Source organism: Butyrivibrio sp. INlla14, from assembly GCF_900102515.1.
Classification (GTDB): Bacteria; Bacillota; Clostridia; order Lachnospirales; family Lachnospiraceae; genus Butyrivibrio.
Window position 1 is genome coordinate 21,306 of record NZ_FMVS01000032.1, and the last position, 21,078, is coordinate 42,383.

Sequence of the window (21,078 nt, forward strand, 5' to 3'; positions counted from 1 at the left end):
TATGAATTATAATTTAGCACTTTCAGATGAGATACTTCTTAGTATCGAAAAACCAGAAAGATACATTGGCAATGAAGTAAACAGTGTTATCAAGGATAAATCCCAGGTTGATATCCGATTTGCCATGTGTTTTCCTGATGTTTATGAGATTGGAATGTCTCATCTTGGAATCCAGATTCTTTATGGAATGTTTAATTCTTTTGATGATGTCTGGTGCGAGAGGGTTTATTCCCCTTGGACCGATATGGACAAACTTCTCAGAGAAAAAGACATTCCTCTTTTTGCGCTTGAATCTCAGGACCCTGTAAGAGACTTTGATTTCCTGGGCTTCACAATTCAGTATGAGATGTGTTACACCAATATATTGCAGGTGCTTGATCTGTCTAAGATTCCACTTCTTTCCAAGGATAGAACCTGGGATGATCCAATCGTTGTGGGCGGCGGTCCATGCACTTACAACCCTGAGCCTATAACTGATTTCTTTGACTTTTTCTATATCGGAGAGGGCGAGACCAGATATAGAGAGATTTTCGAGCTTTATAAAAAAGCAAAAAAAGAAGGCTATTCCAGACAAGAATTCCTAAGAGAGGTCTCTCATATTCCTGGAATGTATGTGCCTTCTCTTTATGATGTCAAATACAAGGAAGATGGAACAATTCTTTCTATGGATCCAATCTACGAAGATGTTCCTAAAACAGTTTATAAAGAAATGTGCAGAGATCTCTCAAACGAGTTCTATCCAACCAAGCCTGTTGTGCCTTATATCAAGATCACACAGGACAGAGTTGTGCTGGAAGTTATGAGAGGATGTATCAGAGGCTGCAGATTCTGCCAGGCTGGCCAGCTTTATAAGCCTCTTAGAGAAAAAGATGTAGAACACCTCAAAAAGCTTGCAATTGAATCACTGAAAAACACAGGCTATGAAGAAATATCTTTAAGCTCCTTAAGTTCCTCTGACTACAGCAAGCTTCCTGAGCTTTTGGATTTCCTTATTGATGAATGTAATGACAAGAAAGTCAATATTTCTTTACCTTCTCTTAGAATTGATGCATTTTCGCTTGATGTAATGAGCAAAGTTCAGGATGTCAAAAAGAGCTCCCTTACCTTTGCTCCAGAAGCAGGAACTCAGCGAATGCGTAATGTTATAAATAAGGGCCTTACTGAGGAAGATATTCTTAGAGGCTCCCACGAGGCATTTCTTGGCGGTTGGAATAAGGTTAAGCTATATTTCATGCTGGGACTTCCTACAGAGACTGACGAGGATATCCTAGGAATTGGCGATATTGCCAATAAAGTTGCTGTTGAATATTTTGAGACTGTTCCCAAGGAAAAGAGAAACGGCAGAACTATAGACATCGTTGCCTCCACCTCTTTCTTTGTTCCAAAGCCCTTCACTCCTTTCCAGTGGGCTCCAATGAACACCAAGGAAGAGTTCCTTGAAAAAGCAAATAAGACAAGAAAAGGCATTATGTCTCAGCTTAATCAGAAGCACATCAAGTACAACTGGCATGAGGCAGATGCAAGTATGATGGAGGGTATCCTTGCCAGAGGCGACAGAAAGCTTAACGAGGTAATTTTAAAAGCCTATCAGAGAGGCTGTATTTACGATGCCTGGGGAGAATATTTCAAGTTTGATGTCTGGATGGATATCTTTAAAGAATGCGGAGTTGATCCTTTCTTTTATACAACAAGAGAGCGTACAGAGGATGAGATATTCCCTTGGGATATCTTAAACTGCGGAGTTACGAAGACATTTCTTTTAAGAGAGTGGAAAAACGCCCTTGAAGGCAAGCCATCTACCAACTGTAGACAAAGCTGCCTTGGATGTGGAGCTACCTCCTATAAGGTTGGAGTATGTATGGAGGATAGAAATAATGCATAAACTTAGACTTAAATTTTCTAAAAACGGTCCAATCAAGTTCATAGGCCATCTGGATGTTATGCGTTATTTCCAAAAGGCCATAAGAAGGGCTGAAATTGATATTAAATATTCAGAAGGTTTTAGTCCTCACCAGGTTATCTCTTTTGCCCAGCCTCTTAGCGTTGGCGCTACAAGTGATGGTGAATATATGGATATGACCGTAAATACCATGGCTAGCTGCGAAGATATTATGAACAGATTAAATGCTGTCATGAATGAGGGTATATCCATACTTGCTGTAGAGGAGCTTTCAGATTCCTCTGAAAAAGCCATGACCGCAGCATATGCAGCCAAATATATAATTAAGTTCAGAGAAAGTCTAAAGCCTGATTTTGACTGGATTGCTGACTTTAAAGCTTATTTGTCACAAGATAAGCTTCCGGCCATTAAGAAAACAAAAAGTGGTGAAAAAGAAATAGATATGAAGCCCATGATCTTTGATTATTCCTTTGATGAAGAGCATGAGTCTGTAACAATGCTCCTAAGCATGAGCAGCCTTGCCACTTTAAAGCCAGCACTTTTATTTGGTGGTTTTATGAAATCAAAGAGGGTTGAACTTGACAATAGTGCTCTTGATCTTCACAGAGTTGATATCTACAAATTATGCGAAAATGGAGAAAAGAGCTATATTGAACCATTTATAACTGACGATACTAGTAAGAGGTTTTATTTAAATGTCTGACGGACAGATAATTCTATCAAAATATCATAATGCACCTGTTATAACAGGTTTTATTGATGGGAAAATGGAATTTCTTTCTTTTGACAGAAAAAGCCAGGTACACGAAGTATATCTTGGCAAAGTCGATCATATAGTCAAAAACCTGAATGCAGCTTTTATAAGATATGGCCAGGATAGTATCGGCTATTTGTCCCTTCAGAATATATCAAATGTTTGTGTAACTAACAGAAATGTTGAAGAGAAAGCCGCCTTAAAAAGCGGAGATGAAGTTATAGTCCAGATTGAATCTGAGGCCATTAAGAGCAAAAAGTCCAAGCTCACAACCTCAATTTCTATATCTGGCAAATACTCTGTTATAACCCTTGGAAGAAGCGGTGTAGGTGCTTCTTTAAAGCTAAATGATGCTAAGAGAAAGGCCCTCATAGATATAACCAAGCCTGTTTTTGAAGCTACGCTTAAAAGTTTCCAAAAAGAAAAGAATTTATCTTTTAGCGCAGGACTTATTGTACGAACAAATGCTGTAGATATTCCTGAGGAAAGCTACATATCCGCCATAACAGAAGATATTGCAGAATGTCTCAAGCGCATTAGCTTAATACTTACAGAGGGAAGGAAAAGAACTATCTACAGCCTTCTTTATTCTCCTGAAAATTCAAGTCTTGATAAAGCCAGGGCATTTCTTAGAAACAGAGGTATAACTGACTTTGAAGTCATAGAAGATACTGGTATACATGGTATCAATTCTAAGATAGACAGCCTTCGCCAAAATAAGATCTGGCTTAAAAGCGGAGCATTTCTAATAATTGAGCAGCTTGAGAGCTTTAATGCAATAGATGTAAATACCGGAAAGGCCATAAAGGGCAAAAAAGACATATCTATGGCTGTAAATCTTGAGGCTGCAGATGAGATCATGCGACAGGTAAGACTACGTAATCTCACAGGTATGATTCTTATAGATTTCATAAACATGAAAGATGAAAAAAATTATGAAATCTTGATAGGGCATATGACTGAACTATGCAGAAAAGATCCCATACACACTAACTTTGTAGATGTGACGGGGCTTGGCATTATGGAGCTTACAAGAAATAAAAACGATAAATCATTAAAAGAAATTTTGCAAGAAGTTGAAAATGCTGTTGACAATAGATAAATACAGTGTTATATTACTATGGTATGCCGCTTAACTAGGCTTAAGTGAATCTTTTGATTCCGCCAAAGTTAGCGAGTTTTTTGAAGAAGGAGGTAACTTATGTACGCAATTATTGTAACTGGTGGTAAGCAGTACAAAGTTTCCGAGGGCGACGAGATCAGAGTAGAGAAGCTTGATGTCGAGTCTGGAAAAGAGGTAACATTTGATAATGTTATCGCAGTAAACGACGGAAAGGCACTTAAGGTAGCTGGCGATGTTAGCTCAGCTAAGGTTAGCGCAACAGTTGTTGAGCAGGGCCGTGCTAAGAAGGTTGTTGTTTACAAGTACAAGAGAAAGACTGGCTATCACAAGAAGAATGGTCACAGACAGCCTTTCACACTTGTTAAGATTGACAAGATCACACTGTAATTATTGAAAACGTCTAAATAGCATGACTACTATAACTATTACAAAAAAATCTGATGATACATTTAAGAGCATTGAATGCAATGGACACGCAGGTTACGCAGAGTATGGCGAAGATATTGTTTGTGCTGCAGTATCTGTTCTTACGATCAATCTTGTTAATTCCATCGATTCTTTGACAGAAGACAAGATCATAGTTGATCAGGACGAAGACCAGGGTCTTATCAGGATTAGATTTGAGAATGATCCTTCTCATGATGCAGATCTTCTTCTTAAATCTTTTGAGTTAGGTGTAGATAGCATATTCAGACAGTATGGTAAGAAATTTTTGAACATTAAATTTAGGAGGGAATAAGTCATGATGAATATGAACCTTCAATTTTTTGCTCATAAGAAGGGTGTTGGATCTACTAAGAACGGTAGAGATTCAGAATCCAAGAGACTTGGAGCAAAAAGAGCTGACGGACAATTCGTAAAGGCCGGTAATATTTTATACAGACAGCGTGGAACACACATTCATCCTGGTGTAAATGTAGGCATCGGTAGCGATGATACATTATATGCACTTGTTGATGGTGTTCTTAGATTTGAGCGCAAGGGCAGAGATAAAAAGCAGGCTAGCGTTCATCCTGTAGAGAATAAGTAATTATTTTTGTTTAATCGGGCTTCAAACATGTTTGTTTGAAGCCCTTTTTCAAACTTTTGTGTTTCTATATAAAAAGGAGTAATATGCCTGTATTTGTAGATAAAGCAAAGATATTTATATCTAGCGGGAAAGGTGGCGATGGCCATATTTCCTTTAGAAGAGAAAAATTCGTAAATAACGGCGGCCCAGACGGCGGAGACGGCGGTAAAGGCGGCGATATTATATTTAAAGTCGATGAGGGTATCAACACTCTTGCCGATTTTCATTATGGTGGAAAATATAAGGCAGAGAATGGTCAGGATGGTAATAAGAGACGTTGCCATGGCAAAAATGGCCAGGATCTTGTCATTAAGGTTCCAGAGGGAACTGTAATAAAAGAAGCTAATAGTGGCCAGGTTATTGCCGATATGAGTGGTGATAACAAAGAAATGGTCATCTTAAAGGGTGGCAGAGGCGGAAATGGAAACATGCATTACGCAACCTCTACAATGCAGGCTCCTAAGTATGCTCAGCCTGGTCAGCCTGCCCTCGAACTTGAAGTTTTACTAGAGCTTAAGGTTATTGCAGATGTAGGCCTTGTAGGCTTTCCAAATGTTGGAAAATCCACTTTCCTGTCCAAGATTTCAAATGCTAAGCCCAAGATTGCCAATTATCATTTCACAACTCTTTCTCCAATGCTTGGAGTTGTTGATCTTAAGGATGCAAGAGGCTTTGTAGTTGCTGATATTCCTGGTCTTATAGAAGGTGCCTCTGAAGGACTTGGCCTTGGCCATGAATTTCTGCGTCACATAGAGAGAACAAGAGTAATGATCCACGTCGTAGATGCAGCTTCAACAGAGGGCCGTGATCCAATAGAAGATATAGAAGCTATCAATAACGAGCTTAAAACTTACAACGCTGATATCACTCAAAAGCCACAGGTTATTGCAGCCAATAAGATTGATATGCTTCCTGAGGGAGAACAGGCCGAGATCATACAGAAAATCCGTGACAGATATGAACCTCTTGGAGTTAAGGTATTTGCTACTTCCACACTTACTGGTCAAGGTATTCAGGAACTGTTATACTATATTAGTAAGGTATTATCTGAGATAAACGAAAAGCCTGTTGTATTTGATCAGGAATTCTTCCCTGAGACAATGGCTAGAACAGCAGATGATGCATTTACAGTAGAGTATGATCCAGAAGAGAAGGAATACGTTGTAGAAGGCCCTAAGATTGAGAAAATGCTGGGCTATACAAACCTTGAATCTGAGAAGGGCTTTGCTTTCTTCCAGAAGTTCATGGCTGACAACGGCATTTTGGATGAACTTGAGAAATTACATATCCAGGAAGGTGATACCGTGCGCATGTACGGCTTTAGCTTTGAGTATTACAGAAATGCTGATACAGCACCTGGAGATTTTGAAGAGGATGAAGAAGAATGACATTAACTAGTAAACAAAGAGCATATTTAAAGAGCCTTGCATCTGATCTTGAGCCAGTTTTTCAGATTGGTAAATCAAGTGTAAGCCCAGAAGTTACAGAGGCTATAACAGAAACCTTTAACACTCATGAGCTTGTTAAGATAACAGTTTTAAAGAACTGCTTAGAGGATGTCAATGAGGTAGCCAGAACAGTATCTGAGCGTACAAGATCAGAACTTGTTCAGGTTATTGGTAGAAGATTTGTGCTTTACAAGCCTTTCAAGGATGATCCTAAGATTATTTTACCTAAGGCTAGCAAGAAGGCTTAAATGAAACTGTCACCTATTTATACCAAAAGGAGGCCTGGCTATGGAATGCAGAAAGATTGGTATACTTGGAGGAACATTTGACCCTATTCACAATGCGCATTTGCTATTAGGCGAAGCTGCCAGAGAACAGTTTGGGCTTGACAGAGTTATCTATATTCCCAATTATCTGGCTCATATGCCTAACAGAAAAGAGGTATCTGGAACAGAAGAGCGTTATCAAATGGTCAAGATGGCCATAGAAGATAACCCTTATTTTACATGCTCCAGACTTGAAATTGATAAAGAAGGCGGCTCCTACACCGTAGATACAATTAATGACTTAAAAAACATGTATCCCGGAGATGAGCTTTATCTTATTCTTGGCGCTGATTCTGTACTTGGTATTGACAGCTGGTACAAGGCACCAGAGCTACTTGGCTCATGTATTATCCTTGCAGCCACCAGACGTGAGGATGACACAGCTGCCCTTGATAAAAAGAGAAGTGAGCTTAAAGATTTATATAATGCAGACATCAGACTTTTGACCTTTAATCGTATTGATATTTCCGCTACGGATATCAGAGAACGTATAAAGAGTGGAAAATCTGTAAGATACATGCTACCTGATAAATGCATTGAATACATATGTATAAAGGGGTTATATAAATGAGAACACTTGAGATTTCACAGAAATTAAGAAAAGAGTTACAGGAAACTCTTAAGCCAGATAGATTTGATCATACCCTTGGAGTAGCTTATACCGCAGCGGCTTTGGCTTTTGCCCATGGGGCTGATGCTGAGAAAGCTCTTATAGCTGGTATGCTTCATGACTGTGCAAAATGCATGAGTCATGACGAACAGATAAAAATATGCGAAAAGAACAACATTGAAATATCAGATGTAGAGAAAAGAAATCATTCTCTTTTGCATGCCAAGGTTGGAATGTATCTTGCAAGAACTAAATATGACGTATATGATACAGAAATACTGAATGCAATAAGATGGCATACAACTGGAAGAGAAGATATGTCTCTTTTGGAGAAAATTGTTTACATCGCTGATTTTATAGAACCCAATAGAAAGCCTCTAGAGGGGATGGATATTATCAGAAAAGAGGCATTTACAGATATAGACAGATGTCTTTCTCATATACTTCATGATTCTGTGATCTATTTGGATACAATAGGCAAGGAAGTAGATGAAGCTACAAATAATGCGTATCAGTATTACAAAAAGTACTACAAATAAGATAGTTTTAAAGCGAGGTATTTAATGGCAGATTTAAGTGTTTCAAAGAAAATGGCCAGCATGGCTGTAGACGCCCTTGAAGATAGAAAGGGAGAAGATGTTAAAGTTCTTGATATTAGCGAGATTTCAACTCTTGCAGACTACTTCATAATTGCTGGTGGTACTAATATAAATCAGGTTCAGGCTATGGCCGACAACGTTCAAGAAGTACTTGGAAGAGCCGGACACATGACCAAAAATGTTGAAGGTTATGAATCTGGAAATTGGATCTTACTTGATTTTGGCGATATTATTGTTCACGTTTTTGACAATGAGAACAGATTATTCTACGATCTTGAGAGAATCTGGAGAGATGGAAAAGTCATCGACAAGGAAGATTTAGATAAATAAATATATTTCAGGAATAGACTATCAAAACCAAGGTGTCCACTCGGAAATGCTTGTTTTCGTCTACGGTGTGATTTTCTAAGATTCATAAATGAAGAGAGCTCTCCTCTCAGCGTTGTTCGTAGCAGTCGAGCTCCCTTCATTTTTTCATCTTGAAAATCATAATCCTCGTCCGAGAACTGCACATTTCCAAACGGACACCTAAACAAAATCCTACAAGAATCAATAAAATCTCATCACACCAAACACCTTACCAAGAATCTGACAATCATCTACTATAATGGGATCCATAGTGTCATTTTCAGGTTGAAGTCTGATATGTCCCTTTTCTTTGTAAAATGTCTTAACAGTAGCGGAATCGTCAATAAGAGCTACGACCTGTTCACCATTCTTGGCAGTATTACACTGCTCAACAAAAATCTGGTCTCCATCAAAAATTCCAGCATTGATCATTGATTCACCCTTGACCTTAAGGATGAAAGCATTGGCTCCCTTAGGACACATGCTTGCCGGAATAGGAATATATGAATCAATATTCTCCTCAGCAAGAATAGGCTGTCCAGCTGCTACCTGCCCAATAACGGGAATACTAACAATTTCAGATCTGACCATATTAAAGCCATCATCACATATCTCAATAGCGCGGGGCTTAGTAGGATCTCGTCTGATATATCCATTCTTCTCAAGGGTCTCAAGATGAGAATGCACAGAAGATGTAGACTTAAGATTAACAGCCTTACATATATCTCTTACAGCTGGAGGGAATCCTCTCTGCAGAGTCTGTTCCTTGATATAATCAAGAATCTCCTGTTGTTTCTTAGAAATATTACCTTTCTCCATTGGCACCCTCCTAAAAATTTATTAAATCGGTTGAAACTCACGACATCTCTTAATTAGTATAACATTCGCATCAACAAAAAGCAAATATTTGTTCGGAAAATATGTTCGATTTTTGTTGACAAACAAGTGTTTGTTTTATATTATTATATCAGAACAACCGTTCGCAACAAATGTTCGTTTTTTATCAGAGAGGTGATGAGATGAGTAGTGCAATGTATGCAGCAGCAAGTCTTTACAATGATCCCAGATATTTTAGTAAGAGCGAAGTTCGAATTAGAGCCAATAAGATACGCAGACAGCGCATTTTTAGGAAGCAGATCATAATGCTTTTACTATTAGTAGCAATCATTTTATTCTCTGTAATATTTTTAAATAATTCAATTTCTACAGATGCGCAGTCAGATGATTACGCCCCAGAATTCAAATATTATACAGCTGTGACTATTCATGCCGGAGATTCTTTATGGAGTATAGCTTCAGAGCATTTCAATCCTGATCATTATGAGGATTTGGGCTCTTATGTAGGAGAAATCTGTAGTATAAACAAACTCTCTACAGATTCAGTTGTAAAAGCAGGAGAATGTATTATTTTGCCCTACTATGAAACTGAATATAAATAAGGAATGAATATTTTTTCAGCAATTTGTCTGCTTCAATGCCCATACTTTCCCAGATTTAGTTACTAAAATATTTCAAATTATTATATTTTCTGTTTATAAAAGTCTCCTTCCTGATATATAATGATATGGTTAAGGAGACTTTTTTTATGAAGCTTTCAGCATTACTAAACTTCAAGTCAATAGTTATCCAGTGCCACGATAATCCTGATGCAGATGCTATCTGTTCAGGATATGTGTTATACAGATATTTTCTGGCACATAATAAGAAGGTTCGATTTATCTATTCTGGTAATTTTAAGATCAGTAAGAGTAATCTTGTTTATCTTATCAAAGAGCTTAAGATTCCTATCGAATTTGTGGCAACCCTGAAGAATAAGCCAGATTTACTCCTATTAACTGATTGCCAATACGGAGAGGGTAATGTAAGAAAATTCCCTGCCAAAGAGGTCGCCATAATCGACCATCACCAGGTCTACGTCAACCTTCCCAAGCTCAACGAAGTGAGGAGTAACCTTGGAAGCTGTTGCTCAGTAATATGGAATCTGCTTAAGATTGAAAATGACGAAGACATTGTCGACAAGAATATTGCAACAGCTCTTTATTATGGTCTATATTCTGATACCAATGCATTTTCCGAGATGTCACACCCTCTTGATAGAGATATGGTTGAATCTCTTGACTATGACAAGAACCTCATTCAGAAATTAAAGAACATGAACCTCACTTTAAGAGAAGCGAAGATAGCCGGAGTTGCAATGCTTGGCCTTGAATACCATGCCGAAAACAGATATGCTATTTTGCGCTCAGATCCTTGCGATCCTAATATTTTAGGGCTAATTGGAGATTTCATTGTTGCTGTAGATAATATAGATGTATGCCTTGTTTATAGTATTTTGTCTTTTGGTGTTAAGTTTTCAATAAGAAGCTGTTCCAGCGAAACAAAGGCTGATGAACTTGCAACTTTCCTTGCTCAGAAGATAGGATCCGGAGGCGGACATACTGAAAAAGCTGGAGGAATTCTTAAGAACGAACTTATTATCAAGCAATATCCAGATTATATCGAAATTGATGATGATTCAGCTAAGCACTCTATATCAAATATAATAAGAGAGAGAATGGCTGACTATTTTGAAAATGCTGAGATTATCTACGCTAGCAACGCAACTCTCGATGTGTCTCATATGAGCAAGTATGAGAGATCATCAATCACACTTGGTTACGTAGAAGCATCTGATAGTATTCCTGCAGGAAATATGGCAATCATCAGAACTCTTGATGGAGATAATAATGTCGAGATCAAGGATAATACTATCCTTATCATAGATATGACAGGCAATGTTAAGGCTATTTCCCTTGAGAAATTCAATAATAGCTTTAAGAAATCAAGGAAGAAGTTTAAGCTTAATATCGACTATAGTCCTGTAATCAAGAACGCAGATACAGGCAAATCCATATCACTTCTCCCTATAGCCAAGAGCTGTGAATCTACCAATGATATCAGGATTTATGCCAAGAAACTGACCAAGACCACCAAACTTTTCTCATATTGGGATCTGGACAGATACATGGTAGGACAAAAGGGTGACTATCTATGCGTCAGTCAGGATGACCTTCACGACATGTTTATAGTTGAGAAGAATCTATTTAAGAAAACATATAAAGCAGTGTAAAAAAAGAAATCTTGAGTAAACCGTATATTTACTCAAGATTTTTTTGTTTTTAATTATCCTCACGTAAGTGTACCATTCTTGCAGCTTTTCGTCTGTTTGCATCATCCTGGGCTGCATAGTGCTTACGGGTAGTATTAACATCTTTGTGCCCAAGGACATCTGCAACAAGATATATATCGCCAGATTCCTGATATAGATTTGTACCAAAGGTACTTCTGAGCTTATGTGGCGTTATCTTTTTTAGAGTAGTGACATTCTGAGCGTATTTTTTTACAAGTTTTTCTACGGCTCGAACTGAAATTCTCTTATTCTGAAGAGAAAGAAATAGTGCATTTTCGCTGCCTTCTTCTGGTATTACAGCCTTTCTCTGTTCAATGTAGTCTATGAGTGCTGTACGAACTTCATCAGGAAAATACACTATAGTATTGTATCCACCTTTTCTATGAATCCTAAGGCCGTTAGTATCAAAATCAATATCATCAAGATCAATTCCTACACATTCAGAAACTCGGATTCCAGTACCAAGTAGAAGTGTCAATAAAGCTACATCCCTTAGCTTTGTCTTATTATGGTACCGCAATTGAGCTTTTGTAAGCTTTTCCCCAGCTTCAACCTGATCAAGGAGGGTAGCAACTTCATTGGGCTCAAGGCGAATTATCTCATGCTCATGAAGTTTTGGCATGTTCACAAGCTCTGGTGTATTCTTTTGAATAAGCTCTGCTTTATAGAAATAGTTGTACATGGATCGTAGCGCTGACATTTTTCTCTTTTTGCCCTGCTCAGCGTTAGTGATCTCTTTATCCTCCTTCTCATAAAGAGAGAGGTATTCAAGATATTCCTCAATATCTTCACGCTGTATCTGGTCAAGAAGTCCTATCTCAAATTCCTTAATATCAGTTTTGGAAAGGGCAGGATTTTGGGTATGAAGATACTCAAAAAAAGTTCTCAGATCATAGGCGTATCCAAGCCTTGTCCTAGCTGATGTTGTAGGCTCAATTCCCCTAAAGAACTGCCTGCAGAATTTGGGAAGTGTATCAAGAACATCACGCATCCTTAAGATATTTATCTTATCTTGCTCTGTATAATATTTTTCTTCGTTTCCATTATTGTTTTTCATAGATTTAAGTATATCACACAAGAGAACCATAACCACAGTATTTAGTGTTTTAACATCACTTAAATTATCAGTGTGCACAAATTTTGATTCCAAATTTGTCCATATTATAGGTTGATGAATCTTTTACATAAATGTTACAATTTTAAAGTACTTCATTTTTTGTTGGGTGGTTTTTTGTTTTGGGAAATAAAGTTAATTATAGAAAAAGAGACGGTAGTAGGCTGTCTATTTCTGAATATAAAGAGAAAAGAAAAAAAGAAATCATAAGGCGAATGGCACTTCTTTTATCCTCAGTGGTATTAGGAATAGTGCTTATTTCTTCAGCCATAATTCACCATAAAACAAAGAATAGCAGCGTAGTAGAAGCTGCTGAAATAGCATCTGTAGAGGCTTCAGATACTGCAGAATCTGAGATTGTAGATACAGTTGTGCAGGATGTAGAAATAGAGGAAGAGAATCCTTTTATGGCAAGATCAGAGGATGCTTCTTCGTTTTTTGAAGGCTACAATGTCGAGCTATCAGAAAACACCTCTTATATAAGCAGTGAGAATGTTCTAAGTACTTATGCCTTATTAGTTAATCTTGATAATGGAACTGCCGTTGCCTCCAAGGATGGAAACGTCAGGATTAATCCAGCTTCTATGACAAAGATTCTTACTCTTTTAGTTGCCTGCGAGCATATAACAGATCTTGATGATACTTTTGTAATGACTCAGGCAATAGGAGATTTTGTATATAGCAAAGATTGTAGTGCTGTAGGCTTTCAGGTTGGGGAAGTCGTTACAGTAAGAGATCTTCTCTATGGCACAATCCTTCCAAGTGGTGGTGATGCAGCAATGTGCCTTGCTGAGTATGTGGCAGGTTCTCAGGAAGCCTTTGTAGACATGATGAATGATAAATTATCAGAACTTGGCCTTTCTGGCACAGCTCATTTTACTAATTGCATTGGTATCTATGATGAGGATCATTACTGTACTTTGGTTGATATGGCCATGATCTTAAAGGCGGCAGAAGAGAACGCTTTATGCCACGATGTATTACAGGCAAGAACCTATACAACTTCCGCTACAGAACAGCATCCAGAGGGTATAACAATTTCAAACTGGTTTATCAGACGTATTGAAGATAAGGATACTCATGGAGAAGTTGTTGGCGCCAAGACAGGTTTTGTAGTACAATCAGGTTGTTGCGGCGCAAGTTACCAGATTTCAAACGATGGATCTCATTATATCTGTGTTACAGCAGATGCCTGGAGTTCCTGGAGATGCATCTACGATCATGTTGAAATCTACGACACATATACAAGTTAAAGGAAGTGATATAAATGCATTTAAAGAAATACAGTAAGATCATTGCATCCATAGCTCTTTTGCTGATACTGGCTATGGTCCTGGGGTCTGTTGCGGGCTCATTTTTATCTTACTAATAATCACCAGCCATCATAGAATATGATGGCTGATTTTTTTTGAATAAAACGTATAATGGAGAAAATTTATATGAGCAAAAATAACGATGAAAAAGAATATGTGGACCTTATCGATAAGCTTTTTCCCGAGAAAGTTGCTATGAAGGTTGCAAAAGTAATAGTCTTTTTATTTATTGTAAGTATCATAATCGCTGGCGGTGTATTTTGTTTTAGATGTTATCAAGACAGGAAAGAGTCAAAAGAAAATCGTATGGCGTACTTGTATTACTGTCAAAATAAAGCCTTTGCAATGGACGAGATTGAGCAATTCTATTTGGATAAGACCCATGTACGAGAAATTGAATTACATACTTATCTCTTAGCTTATAAATTCGATCATCCTGATGAGGATATTACAGTAACCGATATAGAAGAATACCTTGGAAATAGCGAATTTGACGAAAATAAAAAGTTACGTGTTCTAAACAGGCCAGAAACAATTGAAAATTATATTAAATGGTATATGAATCCAAATAGCAGTAAATTCTTAGTAAATTATGTATCAGCCATTGCCCGCTACTATAAAGACACTACCGGGAAGGACTTCAATGATATAAATGAGTATGATTGCGATGCTTTAGATAAACTTGGTGAGGATTTCTATAATTATCCAGATAAAGAGAAATATTTAGATTTAAGCTCTGACCAGAGAAAATACTTTATTGATAAAGAGACCCTTAGTCTCTTTGAAGGATTTGCAGAAGGCGATACTAGAGCAGTTTTCTCAGCTGCCATATCAGATGAAAGACTTACCTTTAACAAGAATTTTGAAACAGGAAAAGAATATTCCATTTCAGATATAGAAGCTCTTTTTGAGAAAAAAACAGGTGAGAGGGACTTTATCTGTAACAAAGAAGGTATCGAAACAGAGTATGTGGATTTGGGTTGTGATGGAGAATATGAGTATCGCGTAACACTCCCATATTCCAAGAATGGCAGAGGATGTCAGCTGGTATATTTCTATGTAGATAAAGACACTCAATATGTACAGACTCTTAATGTGTACGATAATGATGGGAAAAAATACTCACAAAGTAGCGACGAGTACCAGACGGTTCAGCAATTCTATGAGAATGAGGGATATATATTCCTGCCAGATGATGGTGCTAATGAGCTAAAGAAAAGCATAAAGAAAAATGCCGGATTATAGAAACAGCATCCAAAAAGGTTGTTCCATTGGTAGAAATCATAAGCATGAACGGGGAGTTTGCCAGCAAATTATAAGTGTTTTTGATTAAGTATTACTGGCAAAACGGCTTGGGCATGCGGCTCCTACTGATATTACGAATAGAAAAAGGGCATAAATATGGGATTTGTGGGCAGTCACTTTTCGCAGATGAAAAAGCTGTGGGAAGTGGCTGTTTTTATTCGTAAATTTAATATATTTTTCATCCTGACTTTACACCCTTGTTATACGGAATATGTAAAATTAATGTATGTAATTATGTGAATGATTTTATAAACTCAGTTGGTTAAAAGGTCCATGAAAAAGAGACTCTAACAAGTGCTAAGGATGCGAATGCTAATGATGATTCTTGTCTATTTGGTACAAGCATCTTGTAATACTCGGACGTTAGTTCCGCTATTATCCGGACAAGGTTTCTACTAACATCCGGACAAGATTCCTGTATCAAGTGGACAAGATGACATCTACTTTTTATATTACTCGCTTGCCGCCTTATTGTCATCTCCGGCGTCAGCCAGCATATGTTCTATCGTAGGGCGGCGGGAAGGACCTTTTAGGTCAAATCTATATGCATTGCGCACTATGCGGTCTAGGACCGCATCTGCAATCGTTTGATCCTTGAAAACTGAAACCCAATTCTTAACAGGTAACTGTGCTGAGATGGCTACGGACTTATGTCTGTGGTATCTCTCCTCGATGACTTCAAGGAAGTCCTGAGTCATGCCTAGGTCTAACTGTTTCATACCGAAATCATCAAGCAGTAAAAGATTAGGTTTTACCAGATCCTGCATCAGCTTGTTGTATGAGCCATCACCTCTGGCGATATTCAGGTCTGTAAGCAACCTTGGAACTCTGTAGCACCTTACAGTAAGCCCTCTGGTGCAAGCTTCTCTGCCAAATGCTGATAGCAGATATGTTTTGCCAACACCAGTCGCTCCTGTGATGATGAGGTTATTACCGCTTGTGACCCACTGGCAGTCAGAGAGTCTTGCGACGTCTGCCTTTTTGAGTTTTCGTATAGGCTCATAATCCAGGTTCTCAAGGCATGCAGTTGGCTCTCTTAGATGTGCAAGTCGTATAAGCCGGTTTGTCTTGGCTTTGTTTCTTGCATTAAACTGGGCTGTTACTATCATTCCCAGCCTGTCATCAAAGGGAAGAGCCTGCGAAGCAGGAAGTTCATCCTGCCTGGCGTACTCAAGCCTCATGGCATTTAACTTCATTGCTGTTAACTGTTCCGCTGTCTGGTAGTTCATGATGCATCACCTCCTATTCCCATTCTCCGACACGGAGATTTTCATGGTTTGGAGTTGGAGTGTCCGCATCGGAGTGATCAGCGTTTACGGGCTTCTTGTCCTGATTGTTTTTCAGGATGTTCTTGAGTGTTGTATATGTAACAGAGTTGAGATCAAGTGCCTTCTTACAGGCATTATCAACTCTGGTGTTACCGTACTGCTTGCTGAAGTTTACTACAGCCATGCAGGATTTATATGCCTGCTCCTCAAAGTCAGCAGACTTAAGGAGTGTATCTACAAAGCGATAAGCATTCTGCCCGATACTTGATGCCCTGTAGCGATAATGAGTTCCATCATACTGATTGAATTCTCTGATAGCACGATGGTTTGCTGGCATGTGATTTATATCAGTTGCATAACGCCTTCCAGAGAACTTTCTGATATGGAGCGCAACCCTTTCGCCCATTGTGTTGAAGATTTCAATCTTCTTGGCATAGGCATGTATGGTAACGGAGTTCTTGTAGAGAGTATATGGCACTGAATAATAAAAGCCGTCATAGTAGACGTGATAGTTATTAGGTACCGTCTTGACTGGCAGTGTCTCATAATACTCAAAAGGATCTTTGGGCAATGGTCGCAGAGCAGGCTTATCCAGAGCAATAAAGTTGCTGCTTCTTGATCCTGGGCGGTGCTTAAACGGCCTTTCAGCAAGCTCGAGCACACGATCTTTGATGTCAGCATTCAGAGCTTCAAAGCTGTGATATATTTTATCCTTAAGCCATTCAAGGAGCCATGTTTCAAGCCAGCCTACGCCTGATTCAACTGTAGGTTTGTCTCTTGGCTTTTTGACTCTTGCTGGGATGATAGCAACCTGATAATGACGGGCAAGGTCTCTGTAAGCATGGTTGAGCTCCGGATTGTAGAGGTTGGTATGTACAACCGCTGTTTTGCAGTTGTCGGGCACAAGTATCTTGGGAAGCCCTCCATACCACTCAAGAGCATCTATATGAGCCTGATTCCAGTTGATCTGTGTTTCATTAGGAAATGCTTCAACAAAAGGATATGAACTGTCTCCAAGCGTAGCTACGAAGAAATGAGCATCATGAATCACACCGGTCTCATAGTCAACAATGCATGGAAGAGTATCACCAATCCAGTCGACAAACAGTTCCTTGCCAGGTTCGCGCTCCTGAGGCAGTACCACTTCTTTACCGGTATCTTCTTTCCATGTATTGAACTTGGCACAGAAGTAACTGTAGCTGTAGCCATCAGGATTATCTTTGCGGTATTCCTGCTCCCAGATGTAATAAAGGTTGATTCTTCTGCTGGACATAAGTCGCTTGTATATAGCTTCCCAGTCTGGTTCATCCTTGGATTGCTTACGGCCAAAGGAGTCTGGATATATCAGCTCATTGATCCGCTCAGGAGAAAGCTTTGTTGCTTCTTCATAGGTTAGTCCACAGTCCTTGCATCTGTTAAGAATTTCGCCAACGGTAGTTTTGGAGCAATCTACAGCTGATGCTATATCTCGTAGATTGAGATCCATTTCCCTCAGGCGAAGGATTTCAGTAACTTTCATAGTATCAAGACACCTCATTTCATACCCTCCTTAGAATGTAATTAATTACATTCTAAGAAGATCAATGTGAGATGTCATTTGTCCGGATGATTCAGGAACGGTTGTCCGCATGTTTCAAGAATGCTTGTCCGGATAATAAAAGATTACGTGTCCGGATAATTCAAGAATCCTGTCCGGATGATACAAGAATCATCATGCTAAAGATGGTTATATCCTAAAGGTATGAGTGAAACAATCTGGAGAAATACATGGGAATCATAAAAGAATTAACCGTAACACAAATCACTGGTATAATTGCCGCTTTTCTAGTAGTGGTGATCATTACTCTTATAATTATTATCTCTCATATGAGAAAGAAGATTACAAAGATAAAGTTTGATGCGAAAGAGAGCGCTGAGGAAAATAAAAAGGCATTTCTGCAGGAAAAAGATATACTAATTGCCAATAATAATGCAGAAATTTCTGCTCTTAAGCTTGAATATGAAAAGAGAATACAAGAAGTAAAGGAAACAATAGATAAGCGAAGGGATGTATTGGCAAATAAAAGCGAAAAAAATCTGATTATAGATGTAATAAATGCATTGGATGGTCAAAACGATAAGCTTGATAGAATTGAGAAAGTATTATACTCAGATCAGTTTGGTAAGCAACTTGAGGATTTAAAACAATCGTTTATTAGTGAACTAGGTAGGTTTTCTTTTTCGGTCAATGACCAAGTAGATCAGCTTTGTGAGAGACTTAATAACACGGATGTTATTTCAGCGATTTCAAATATAGGTAGTGGCATAAATGACATAAATGATAGTGTGTCATCGATTGAATCCGATGTTGAAGAGATTAAGACTAGTATTTGTGATAAGTACAGTTATGATTCTTTGGCTTCAAATATTTCTTCTTTAGAGTCGGAGATTATCAGTGCACGAGAGGCCGCAGAGAGTGCAAAAGAAGAAGCGGAAAGTGCTAGATGGGCAGCTGAACAGCTTCAGTATAATAACAACTAACTACGGACGGATGTTTTCATAAGTTATGGCATTTTTTGCAGCCGAAAAGGAATAGATAATGGGCTTGTTTGATAATTTCTTTATTGGTTTAAGAGGTAAGTCCGGAGAAAGAAAAATCGCCAATAAGTTGGGAATGATAGATTTCTTCGGATATAGTGGAACGTGTCTTAGAAATCTATATGTACCTAGATACGATGGGTCCACTTCAGAAATAGACCTTGTGTACGTTACTAAAAAAGGTCTGTTTATTATAGAAAGCAAAAATTACTCAGGATACATATTTGGAAACGAAAGAGCCAAAAACTGGACCAGCACCCTATTAGGAGCCAGAACGTGGTTTGGAGGCAGAAAAGTTGAAAAATACCATTTCTATAATCCTGTAAAACAGAATCAGTCTCATATAAAGGCACTTAGTAATTACATTGGCCAGTTTTATGCCTTTTCAATAATTGTCTTTGGGGATGATTCGGAATTAAAAGATATCTCGATATCTTCTCCAGGCATTTTTGTTTGTAACACGAGTGATTTAAGAATAGTGATAAAGAATATCTGGAATCAGTTTCCGGATGTATATGATGATGCTCAGGTAAATTATATTTGCAGTAGATTATTGCCATTAACTAACGCCAATGATTATGTGAAGGCTGCTCATATTCAAAACATCAAAATGGGAAATAATAGCTTAATATGTCCTCGCTGCGGAGGGAGCTTAGTACTTCGAACCGCTCAACGAGGTAAATACCAAGGGAAAAGTTTTTATGGCTGTTCAAATTATCCAAAATGCAGATTTACAAGAAATCTCTAATATATTCAAGTGACATATTTAAAAGAATTGTAGGAGGGCAAATATGTATACAAATAATCAAGCAGGAACATGGGATATTCTTCTTTATATATTTATAATTCTTATGGGAATACTAATACGTTTATATGCCGCATGGGCCATATCTAACAGAGCATACATGATTGTTTCATTTAAAGGTTACAGCGCAGACGAAGTAAGAATAGGTAGGCTAGCGGTGGTCACGGCCTTGTTTTTTGGTATTATAGCCAGCTTCATTGCTGCTTTAGTATTTGTTCATGCTTTGCCTGATAGAGGAGAAATAGATTAAGATGGAAAAAAGTTGGAGCTTGAAGAAAGGGCTAAGATTTTATTGGATATGATATCAACTGGATAATTGTTATAGAATAATTATTGGAGATACTAAATCTTCATTTTTTCTAGAAAGGTATACTATGAAAAAATTTAAGCTACTCATTATATCGATTTTGTCTGTTGTACTCATATTCTCAACTGTATATACAAATAATCTGAAAGCATATGCATCGTATGATGAATTTATTCCATTTTGTTTTGATAACACAGTCCCCAATTATGACAATATCAGAAGTGCAATATATCCACAGGTATTTAGTATTACGCCAATAGAAATATGGGACTTATTCATACAAGAAGGAGTAAAAATATATGTTACCTCATCCGCTCCAAGATTTAATACTAACGGAGGCGCGATAAATGGTAAAACATATGGAGCATCCGTTATTTTCAATCCTTCATCAAAAAAGATTCAAAGTGTAAATGCTCCTGTTGAAATATACATAAGTAATAATGCTAACGTAGACACTTATTTGCATGAATGTGGTCATGCTTTAGATTTCATAGCAGAGTATATTACTGGTTACTACAAAGGTAATTGTACAATTAGTGCATCATCAAAATGGAAATCTTTGTATTCTAAATATGCTTCTGTAATGGCACGCTTTGATATACCAGCAGCCAATAATATGTATGATGCCACAGAAGGTTTTGCTGAAGCTTATAGATTGTATCTTACATACCCACAAGATTTAAAAACGTATTGCCCTGAAGTTTTCACTTTTGTAGCAAATCAAATTACTAAACCTGAATTATTCACGGCTTAATTACAAAGCCGCATAGTTACTGCATTTAAACTGCATATTGCTTTCACCCAATAAGTGAAACCTAAGGGTATTAATAAAGCCCCAATTCTGTTACAATTTTAGGTGTCGAATCCAAAACCATAACAAAAAAGAGGCTTCATATGTATAGTTTAGATTACACAACCTTAGAAAGCAATAAGCGTTTTAAATTAAATTTTGATGGAGGCGATTTATCCTCCGATGCTGGTCTTCTCCTAATAAAGGAATTTATCAGCAAACTGCACTTTGACAAGCTGATTGACAGCATATT

23 protein-coding genes and 1 pseudogene are annotated in these 21,078 nt (G+C 37.9%); 20 read left to right on the plus strand and 4 right to left on the minus strand.

What is annotated here, in order from left to right:
- Position 1: 1 nt before the first annotated feature.
- From BLO53_RS16415 to rsfS, 11 genes are all read left to right on the plus strand, one after another.
- Positions 2-1,882 carry a TIGR03960 family B12-binding radical SAM protein gene (locus tag BLO53_RS16415; protein ID WP_092064066.1) on the plus strand — a complete coding sequence of 627 codons (1,881 nt, stop codon included), beginning with the start codon at positions 2-4 and terminating at the stop codon, positions 1,880-1,882.
- Positions 1,875-2,603 (plus strand): TIGR03936 family radical SAM-associated protein, encoded by a 729-nt coding sequence (locus BLO53_RS16420; RefSeq protein ID WP_092064069.1) that lies wholly within the window; start codon positions 1,875-1,877, stop codon positions 2,601-2,603. Before BLO53_RS16415 ends, BLO53_RS16420 begins: the two co-directional genes overlap by 8 nt.
- Entirely contained in the window at positions 2,596-3,756 is a 1,161-nt protein-coding gene (locus BLO53_RS16425) for a ribonuclease E/G (protein WP_092064072.1), read from the plus strand. Before BLO53_RS16420 ends, BLO53_RS16425 begins: the two co-directional genes overlap by 8 nt.
- Before the next feature lie 99 nt (positions 3,757-3,855).
- Positions 3,856-4,164 (plus strand): 50S ribosomal protein L21, encoded by a 309-nt coding sequence (gene rplU, locus BLO53_RS16430; protein WP_026487786.1) that lies wholly within the window; start codon positions 3,856-3,858, stop codon positions 4,162-4,164.
- Positions 4,165-4,186: 22 nt separating this feature from the next.
- On the plus strand, positions 4,187-4,516 hold the full coding sequence (locus BLO53_RS16435; RefSeq protein ID WP_092064075.1) for a ribosomal-processing cysteine protease Prp: 330 nt from the start codon (positions 4,187-4,189) through the stop codon (positions 4,514-4,516).
- A gap of 3 nt (positions 4,517-4,519) precedes the next feature.
- Positions 4,520-4,807, plus strand: a complete 288-nt coding sequence (gene rpmA / locus BLO53_RS16440) for a 50S ribosomal protein L27 (protein ID WP_022774002.1) — start codon at positions 4,520-4,522, stop codon at positions 4,805-4,807.
- Between the two features lie 83 nt (positions 4,808-4,890).
- On the plus strand, positions 4,891-6,234 hold the full coding sequence (gene obgE / locus BLO53_RS16445; RefSeq protein WP_092064078.1) for a GTPase ObgE: 1,344 nt from the start codon (positions 4,891-4,893) through the stop codon (positions 6,232-6,234).
- Complete coding sequence (gene yhbY / locus BLO53_RS16450) at positions 6,231-6,542, plus strand: ribosome assembly RNA-binding protein YhbY (protein WP_092064081.1); 312 nt, start codon at positions 6,231-6,233, stop codon at positions 6,540-6,542. Before obgE ends, yhbY begins: the two co-directional genes overlap by 4 nt.
- A gap of 40 nt (positions 6,543-6,582) precedes the next feature.
- Positions 6,583-7,191, plus strand: coding sequence for a nicotinate-nucleotide adenylyltransferase (gene nadD / locus BLO53_RS16455; protein ID WP_026487782.1), 609 nt, complete (start codon positions 6,583-6,585; stop codon positions 7,189-7,191).
- Positions 7,188-7,769: a bis(5'-nucleosyl)-tetraphosphatase (symmetrical) YqeK gene (yqeK, locus tag BLO53_RS16460; RefSeq protein WP_092064084.1), complete on the plus strand. Its 582-nt coding sequence runs from the start codon at positions 7,188-7,190 to the stop codon at positions 7,767-7,769. The genes nadD and yqeK overlap by 4 nt, the downstream gene beginning before the upstream one ends.
- A gap of 24 nt (positions 7,770-7,793) precedes the next feature.
- Positions 7,794-8,159 carry a ribosome silencing factor gene (gene rsfS, locus BLO53_RS16465; protein WP_026487780.1) on the plus strand — a complete coding sequence of 122 codons (366 nt, stop codon included), beginning with the start codon at positions 7,794-7,796 and terminating at the stop codon, positions 8,157-8,159.
- A gap of 219 nt (positions 8,160-8,378) precedes the next feature.
- On the opposite strand, the gene lexA is transcribed toward rsfS, so the two are convergent.
- Entirely contained in the window at positions 8,379-8,996 is a 618-nt protein-coding gene (gene lexA / locus BLO53_RS16470; RefSeq protein WP_026487779.1) for a transcriptional repressor LexA, read from the minus strand.
- Between the two features lie 200 nt (positions 8,997-9,196).
- On the opposite strand from lexA, the gene BLO53_RS16475 reads away from it, so the two are divergent.
- Together BLO53_RS16475 and BLO53_RS16480 are read left to right on the plus strand one after the other, a co-directional pair.
- On the plus strand, positions 9,197-9,616 hold the full coding sequence (locus BLO53_RS16475) for a LysM peptidoglycan-binding domain-containing protein (RefSeq protein WP_176757332.1): 420 nt from the start codon (positions 9,197-9,199) through the stop codon (positions 9,614-9,616).
- 146 nt (positions 9,617-9,762) lie between these two features.
- The gene (locus BLO53_RS16480) at positions 9,763-11,286 is read left to right on the plus strand and encodes a DHH family phosphoesterase (RefSeq protein ID WP_176757333.1); all 1,524 of its coding nucleotides are present in this window, start codon (positions 9,763-9,765) and stop codon (positions 11,284-11,286) included.
- A gap of 49 nt (positions 11,287-11,335) precedes the next feature.
- Here BLO53_RS16480 and BLO53_RS16485 read toward each other — a convergent pair whose 3' ends face one another.
- Positions 11,336-12,403, minus strand: a complete 1,068-nt coding sequence (locus BLO53_RS16485) for a tyrosine-type recombinase/integrase (protein WP_092064118.1) — start codon at positions 12,401-12,403, stop codon at positions 11,336-11,338.
- Between the two features lie 179 nt (positions 12,404-12,582).
- Between BLO53_RS16485 and BLO53_RS16490 the strand changes: the two genes are divergently transcribed.
- Entirely contained in the window at positions 12,583-13,713 is a 1,131-nt protein-coding gene (locus tag BLO53_RS16490) for a D-alanyl-D-alanine carboxypeptidase family protein (RefSeq protein ID WP_092064093.1), read from the plus strand.
- A 186-nt stretch (positions 13,714-13,899) separates the two neighbouring features.
- Entirely contained in the window at positions 13,900-15,018 is a 1,119-nt protein-coding gene (locus BLO53_RS16495) for a hypothetical protein (RefSeq protein ID WP_092064096.1), read from the plus strand.
- A 512-nt stretch (positions 15,019-15,530) separates the two neighbouring features.
- On the opposite strand, the gene istB is transcribed toward BLO53_RS16495, so the two are convergent.
- Both istB and istA read right to left on the minus strand, forming a co-directional pair.
- Positions 15,531-16,307 (minus strand): IS21-like element helper ATPase IstB, encoded by a 777-nt coding sequence (gene istB / locus BLO53_RS16500; protein WP_092064099.1) that lies wholly within the window; start codon positions 16,305-16,307, stop codon positions 15,531-15,533.
- Between the two features lie 13 nt (positions 16,308-16,320).
- The gene (istA, locus tag BLO53_RS16505; RefSeq protein WP_092064102.1) at positions 16,321-17,883 is read right to left on the minus strand and encodes an IS21 family transposase; all 1,563 of its coding nucleotides are present in this window, start codon (positions 17,881-17,883) and stop codon (positions 16,321-16,323) included.
- Positions 17,884-18,113: 230 nt separating this feature from the next.
- On the opposite strand from istA, the gene BLO53_RS16510 reads away from it, so the two are divergent.
- From BLO53_RS16510 to BLO53_RS19000, 5 genes and pseudogenes are all read left to right on the plus strand, one after another.
- The gene (locus tag BLO53_RS16510; protein ID WP_092064105.1) at positions 18,114-18,866 is read left to right on the plus strand and encodes a hypothetical protein; all 753 of its coding nucleotides are present in this window, start codon (positions 18,114-18,116) and stop codon (positions 18,864-18,866) included.
- Between the two features lie 58 nt (positions 18,867-18,924).
- Positions 18,925-19,671, plus strand: coding sequence for a nuclease-related domain-containing protein (locus BLO53_RS16515; RefSeq protein ID WP_092064108.1), 747 nt, complete (start codon positions 18,925-18,927; stop codon positions 19,669-19,671).
- A 43-nt stretch (positions 19,672-19,714) separates the two neighbouring features.
- Entirely contained in the window at positions 19,715-19,978 is a 264-nt protein-coding gene (locus BLO53_RS16520) for a hypothetical protein (protein WP_092064111.1), read from the plus strand.
- Positions 19,979-20,102: 124 nt separating this feature from the next.
- Entirely contained in the window at positions 20,103-20,789 is a 687-nt protein-coding gene (locus BLO53_RS16525) for a hypothetical protein (RefSeq protein ID WP_092064115.1), read from the plus strand.
- Positions 20,790-20,929: 140 nt separating this feature from the next.
- Positions 20,930-21,078 (plus strand): annotated as a pseudogene (locus BLO53_RS19000) (IS1380 family transposase); the annotation flags it as partial.

Bases quoted from the DNA above. Each gene is read 5' to 3' on its own strand.
- BLO53_RS16415 (WP_092064066.1), top strand. From the start codon at position 2: ATGAATTATAATTTAGCACTTTCAGATGAGATACTTCTTAGTATCGAA.
- BLO53_RS16420 (WP_092064069.1), top strand. From the start codon at position 1,875: ATGCATAAACTTAGACTTAAATTTTCTAAAAACGGTCCAATCAAGTTC.
- BLO53_RS16425 (WP_092064072.1), top strand. From the start codon at position 2,596: ATGTCTGACGGACAGATAATTCTATCAAAATATCATAATGCACCTGTT.
- rplU (WP_026487786.1), top strand. From the start codon at position 3,856: ATGTACGCAATTATTGTAACTGGTGGTAAGCAGTACAAAGTTTCCGAG.
- BLO53_RS16435 (WP_092064075.1), top strand. From the start codon at position 4,187: ATGACTACTATAACTATTACAAAAAAATCTGATGATACATTTAAGAGC.
- rpmA (WP_022774002.1), top strand. From the start codon at position 4,520: ATGATGAATATGAACCTTCAATTTTTTGCTCATAAGAAGGGTGTTGGA.
- obgE (WP_092064078.1), top strand. From the start codon at position 4,891: ATGCCTGTATTTGTAGATAAAGCAAAGATATTTATATCTAGCGGGAAA.
- yhbY (WP_092064081.1), top strand. From the start codon at position 6,231: ATGACATTAACTAGTAAACAAAGAGCATATTTAAAGAGCCTTGCATCT.
- nadD (WP_026487782.1), top strand. From the start codon at position 6,583: ATGGAATGCAGAAAGATTGGTATACTTGGAGGAACATTTGACCCTATT.
- yqeK (WP_092064084.1), top strand. From the start codon at position 7,188: ATGAGAACACTTGAGATTTCACAGAAATTAAGAAAAGAGTTACAGGAA.
- rsfS (WP_026487780.1), top strand. From the start codon at position 7,794: ATGGCAGATTTAAGTGTTTCAAAGAAAATGGCCAGCATGGCTGTAGAC.
- lexA (WP_026487779.1), bottom strand. From the start codon at position 8,996: ATGGAGAAAGGTAATATTTCTAAGAAACAACAGGAGATTCTTGATTAT.
- BLO53_RS16475 (WP_176757332.1), top strand. From the start codon at position 9,197: ATGAGTAGTGCAATGTATGCAGCAGCAAGTCTTTACAATGATCCCAGA.
- BLO53_RS16480 (WP_176757333.1), top strand. From the start codon at position 9,763: ATGAAGCTTTCAGCATTACTAAACTTCAAGTCAATAGTTATCCAGTGC.
- BLO53_RS16485 (WP_092064118.1), bottom strand. From the start codon at position 12,403: ATGAAAAACAATAATGGAAACGAAGAAAAATATTATACAGAGCAAGAT.
- BLO53_RS16495 (WP_092064096.1), top strand. From the start codon at position 13,900: ATGAGCAAAAATAACGATGAAAAAGAATATGTGGACCTTATCGATAAG.
- istB (WP_092064099.1), bottom strand. From the start codon at position 16,307: ATGAACTACCAGACAGCGGAACAGTTAACAGCAATGAAGTTAAATGCC.
- istA (WP_092064102.1), bottom strand. From the start codon at position 17,883: ATGAGGTGTCTTGATACTATGAAAGTTACTGAAATCCTTCGCCTGAGG.
- BLO53_RS16510 (WP_092064105.1), top strand. From the start codon at position 18,114: ATGGGAATCATAAAAGAATTAACCGTAACACAAATCACTGGTATAATT.
- BLO53_RS16515 (WP_092064108.1), top strand. From the start codon at position 18,925: ATGGGCTTGTTTGATAATTTCTTTATTGGTTTAAGAGGTAAGTCCGGA.
- BLO53_RS16520 (WP_092064111.1), top strand. From the start codon at position 19,715: ATGTATACAAATAATCAAGCAGGAACATGGGATATTCTTCTTTATATA.
- BLO53_RS16525 (WP_092064115.1), top strand. From the start codon at position 20,103: ATGAAAAAATTTAAGCTACTCATTATATCGATTTTGTCTGTTGTACTC.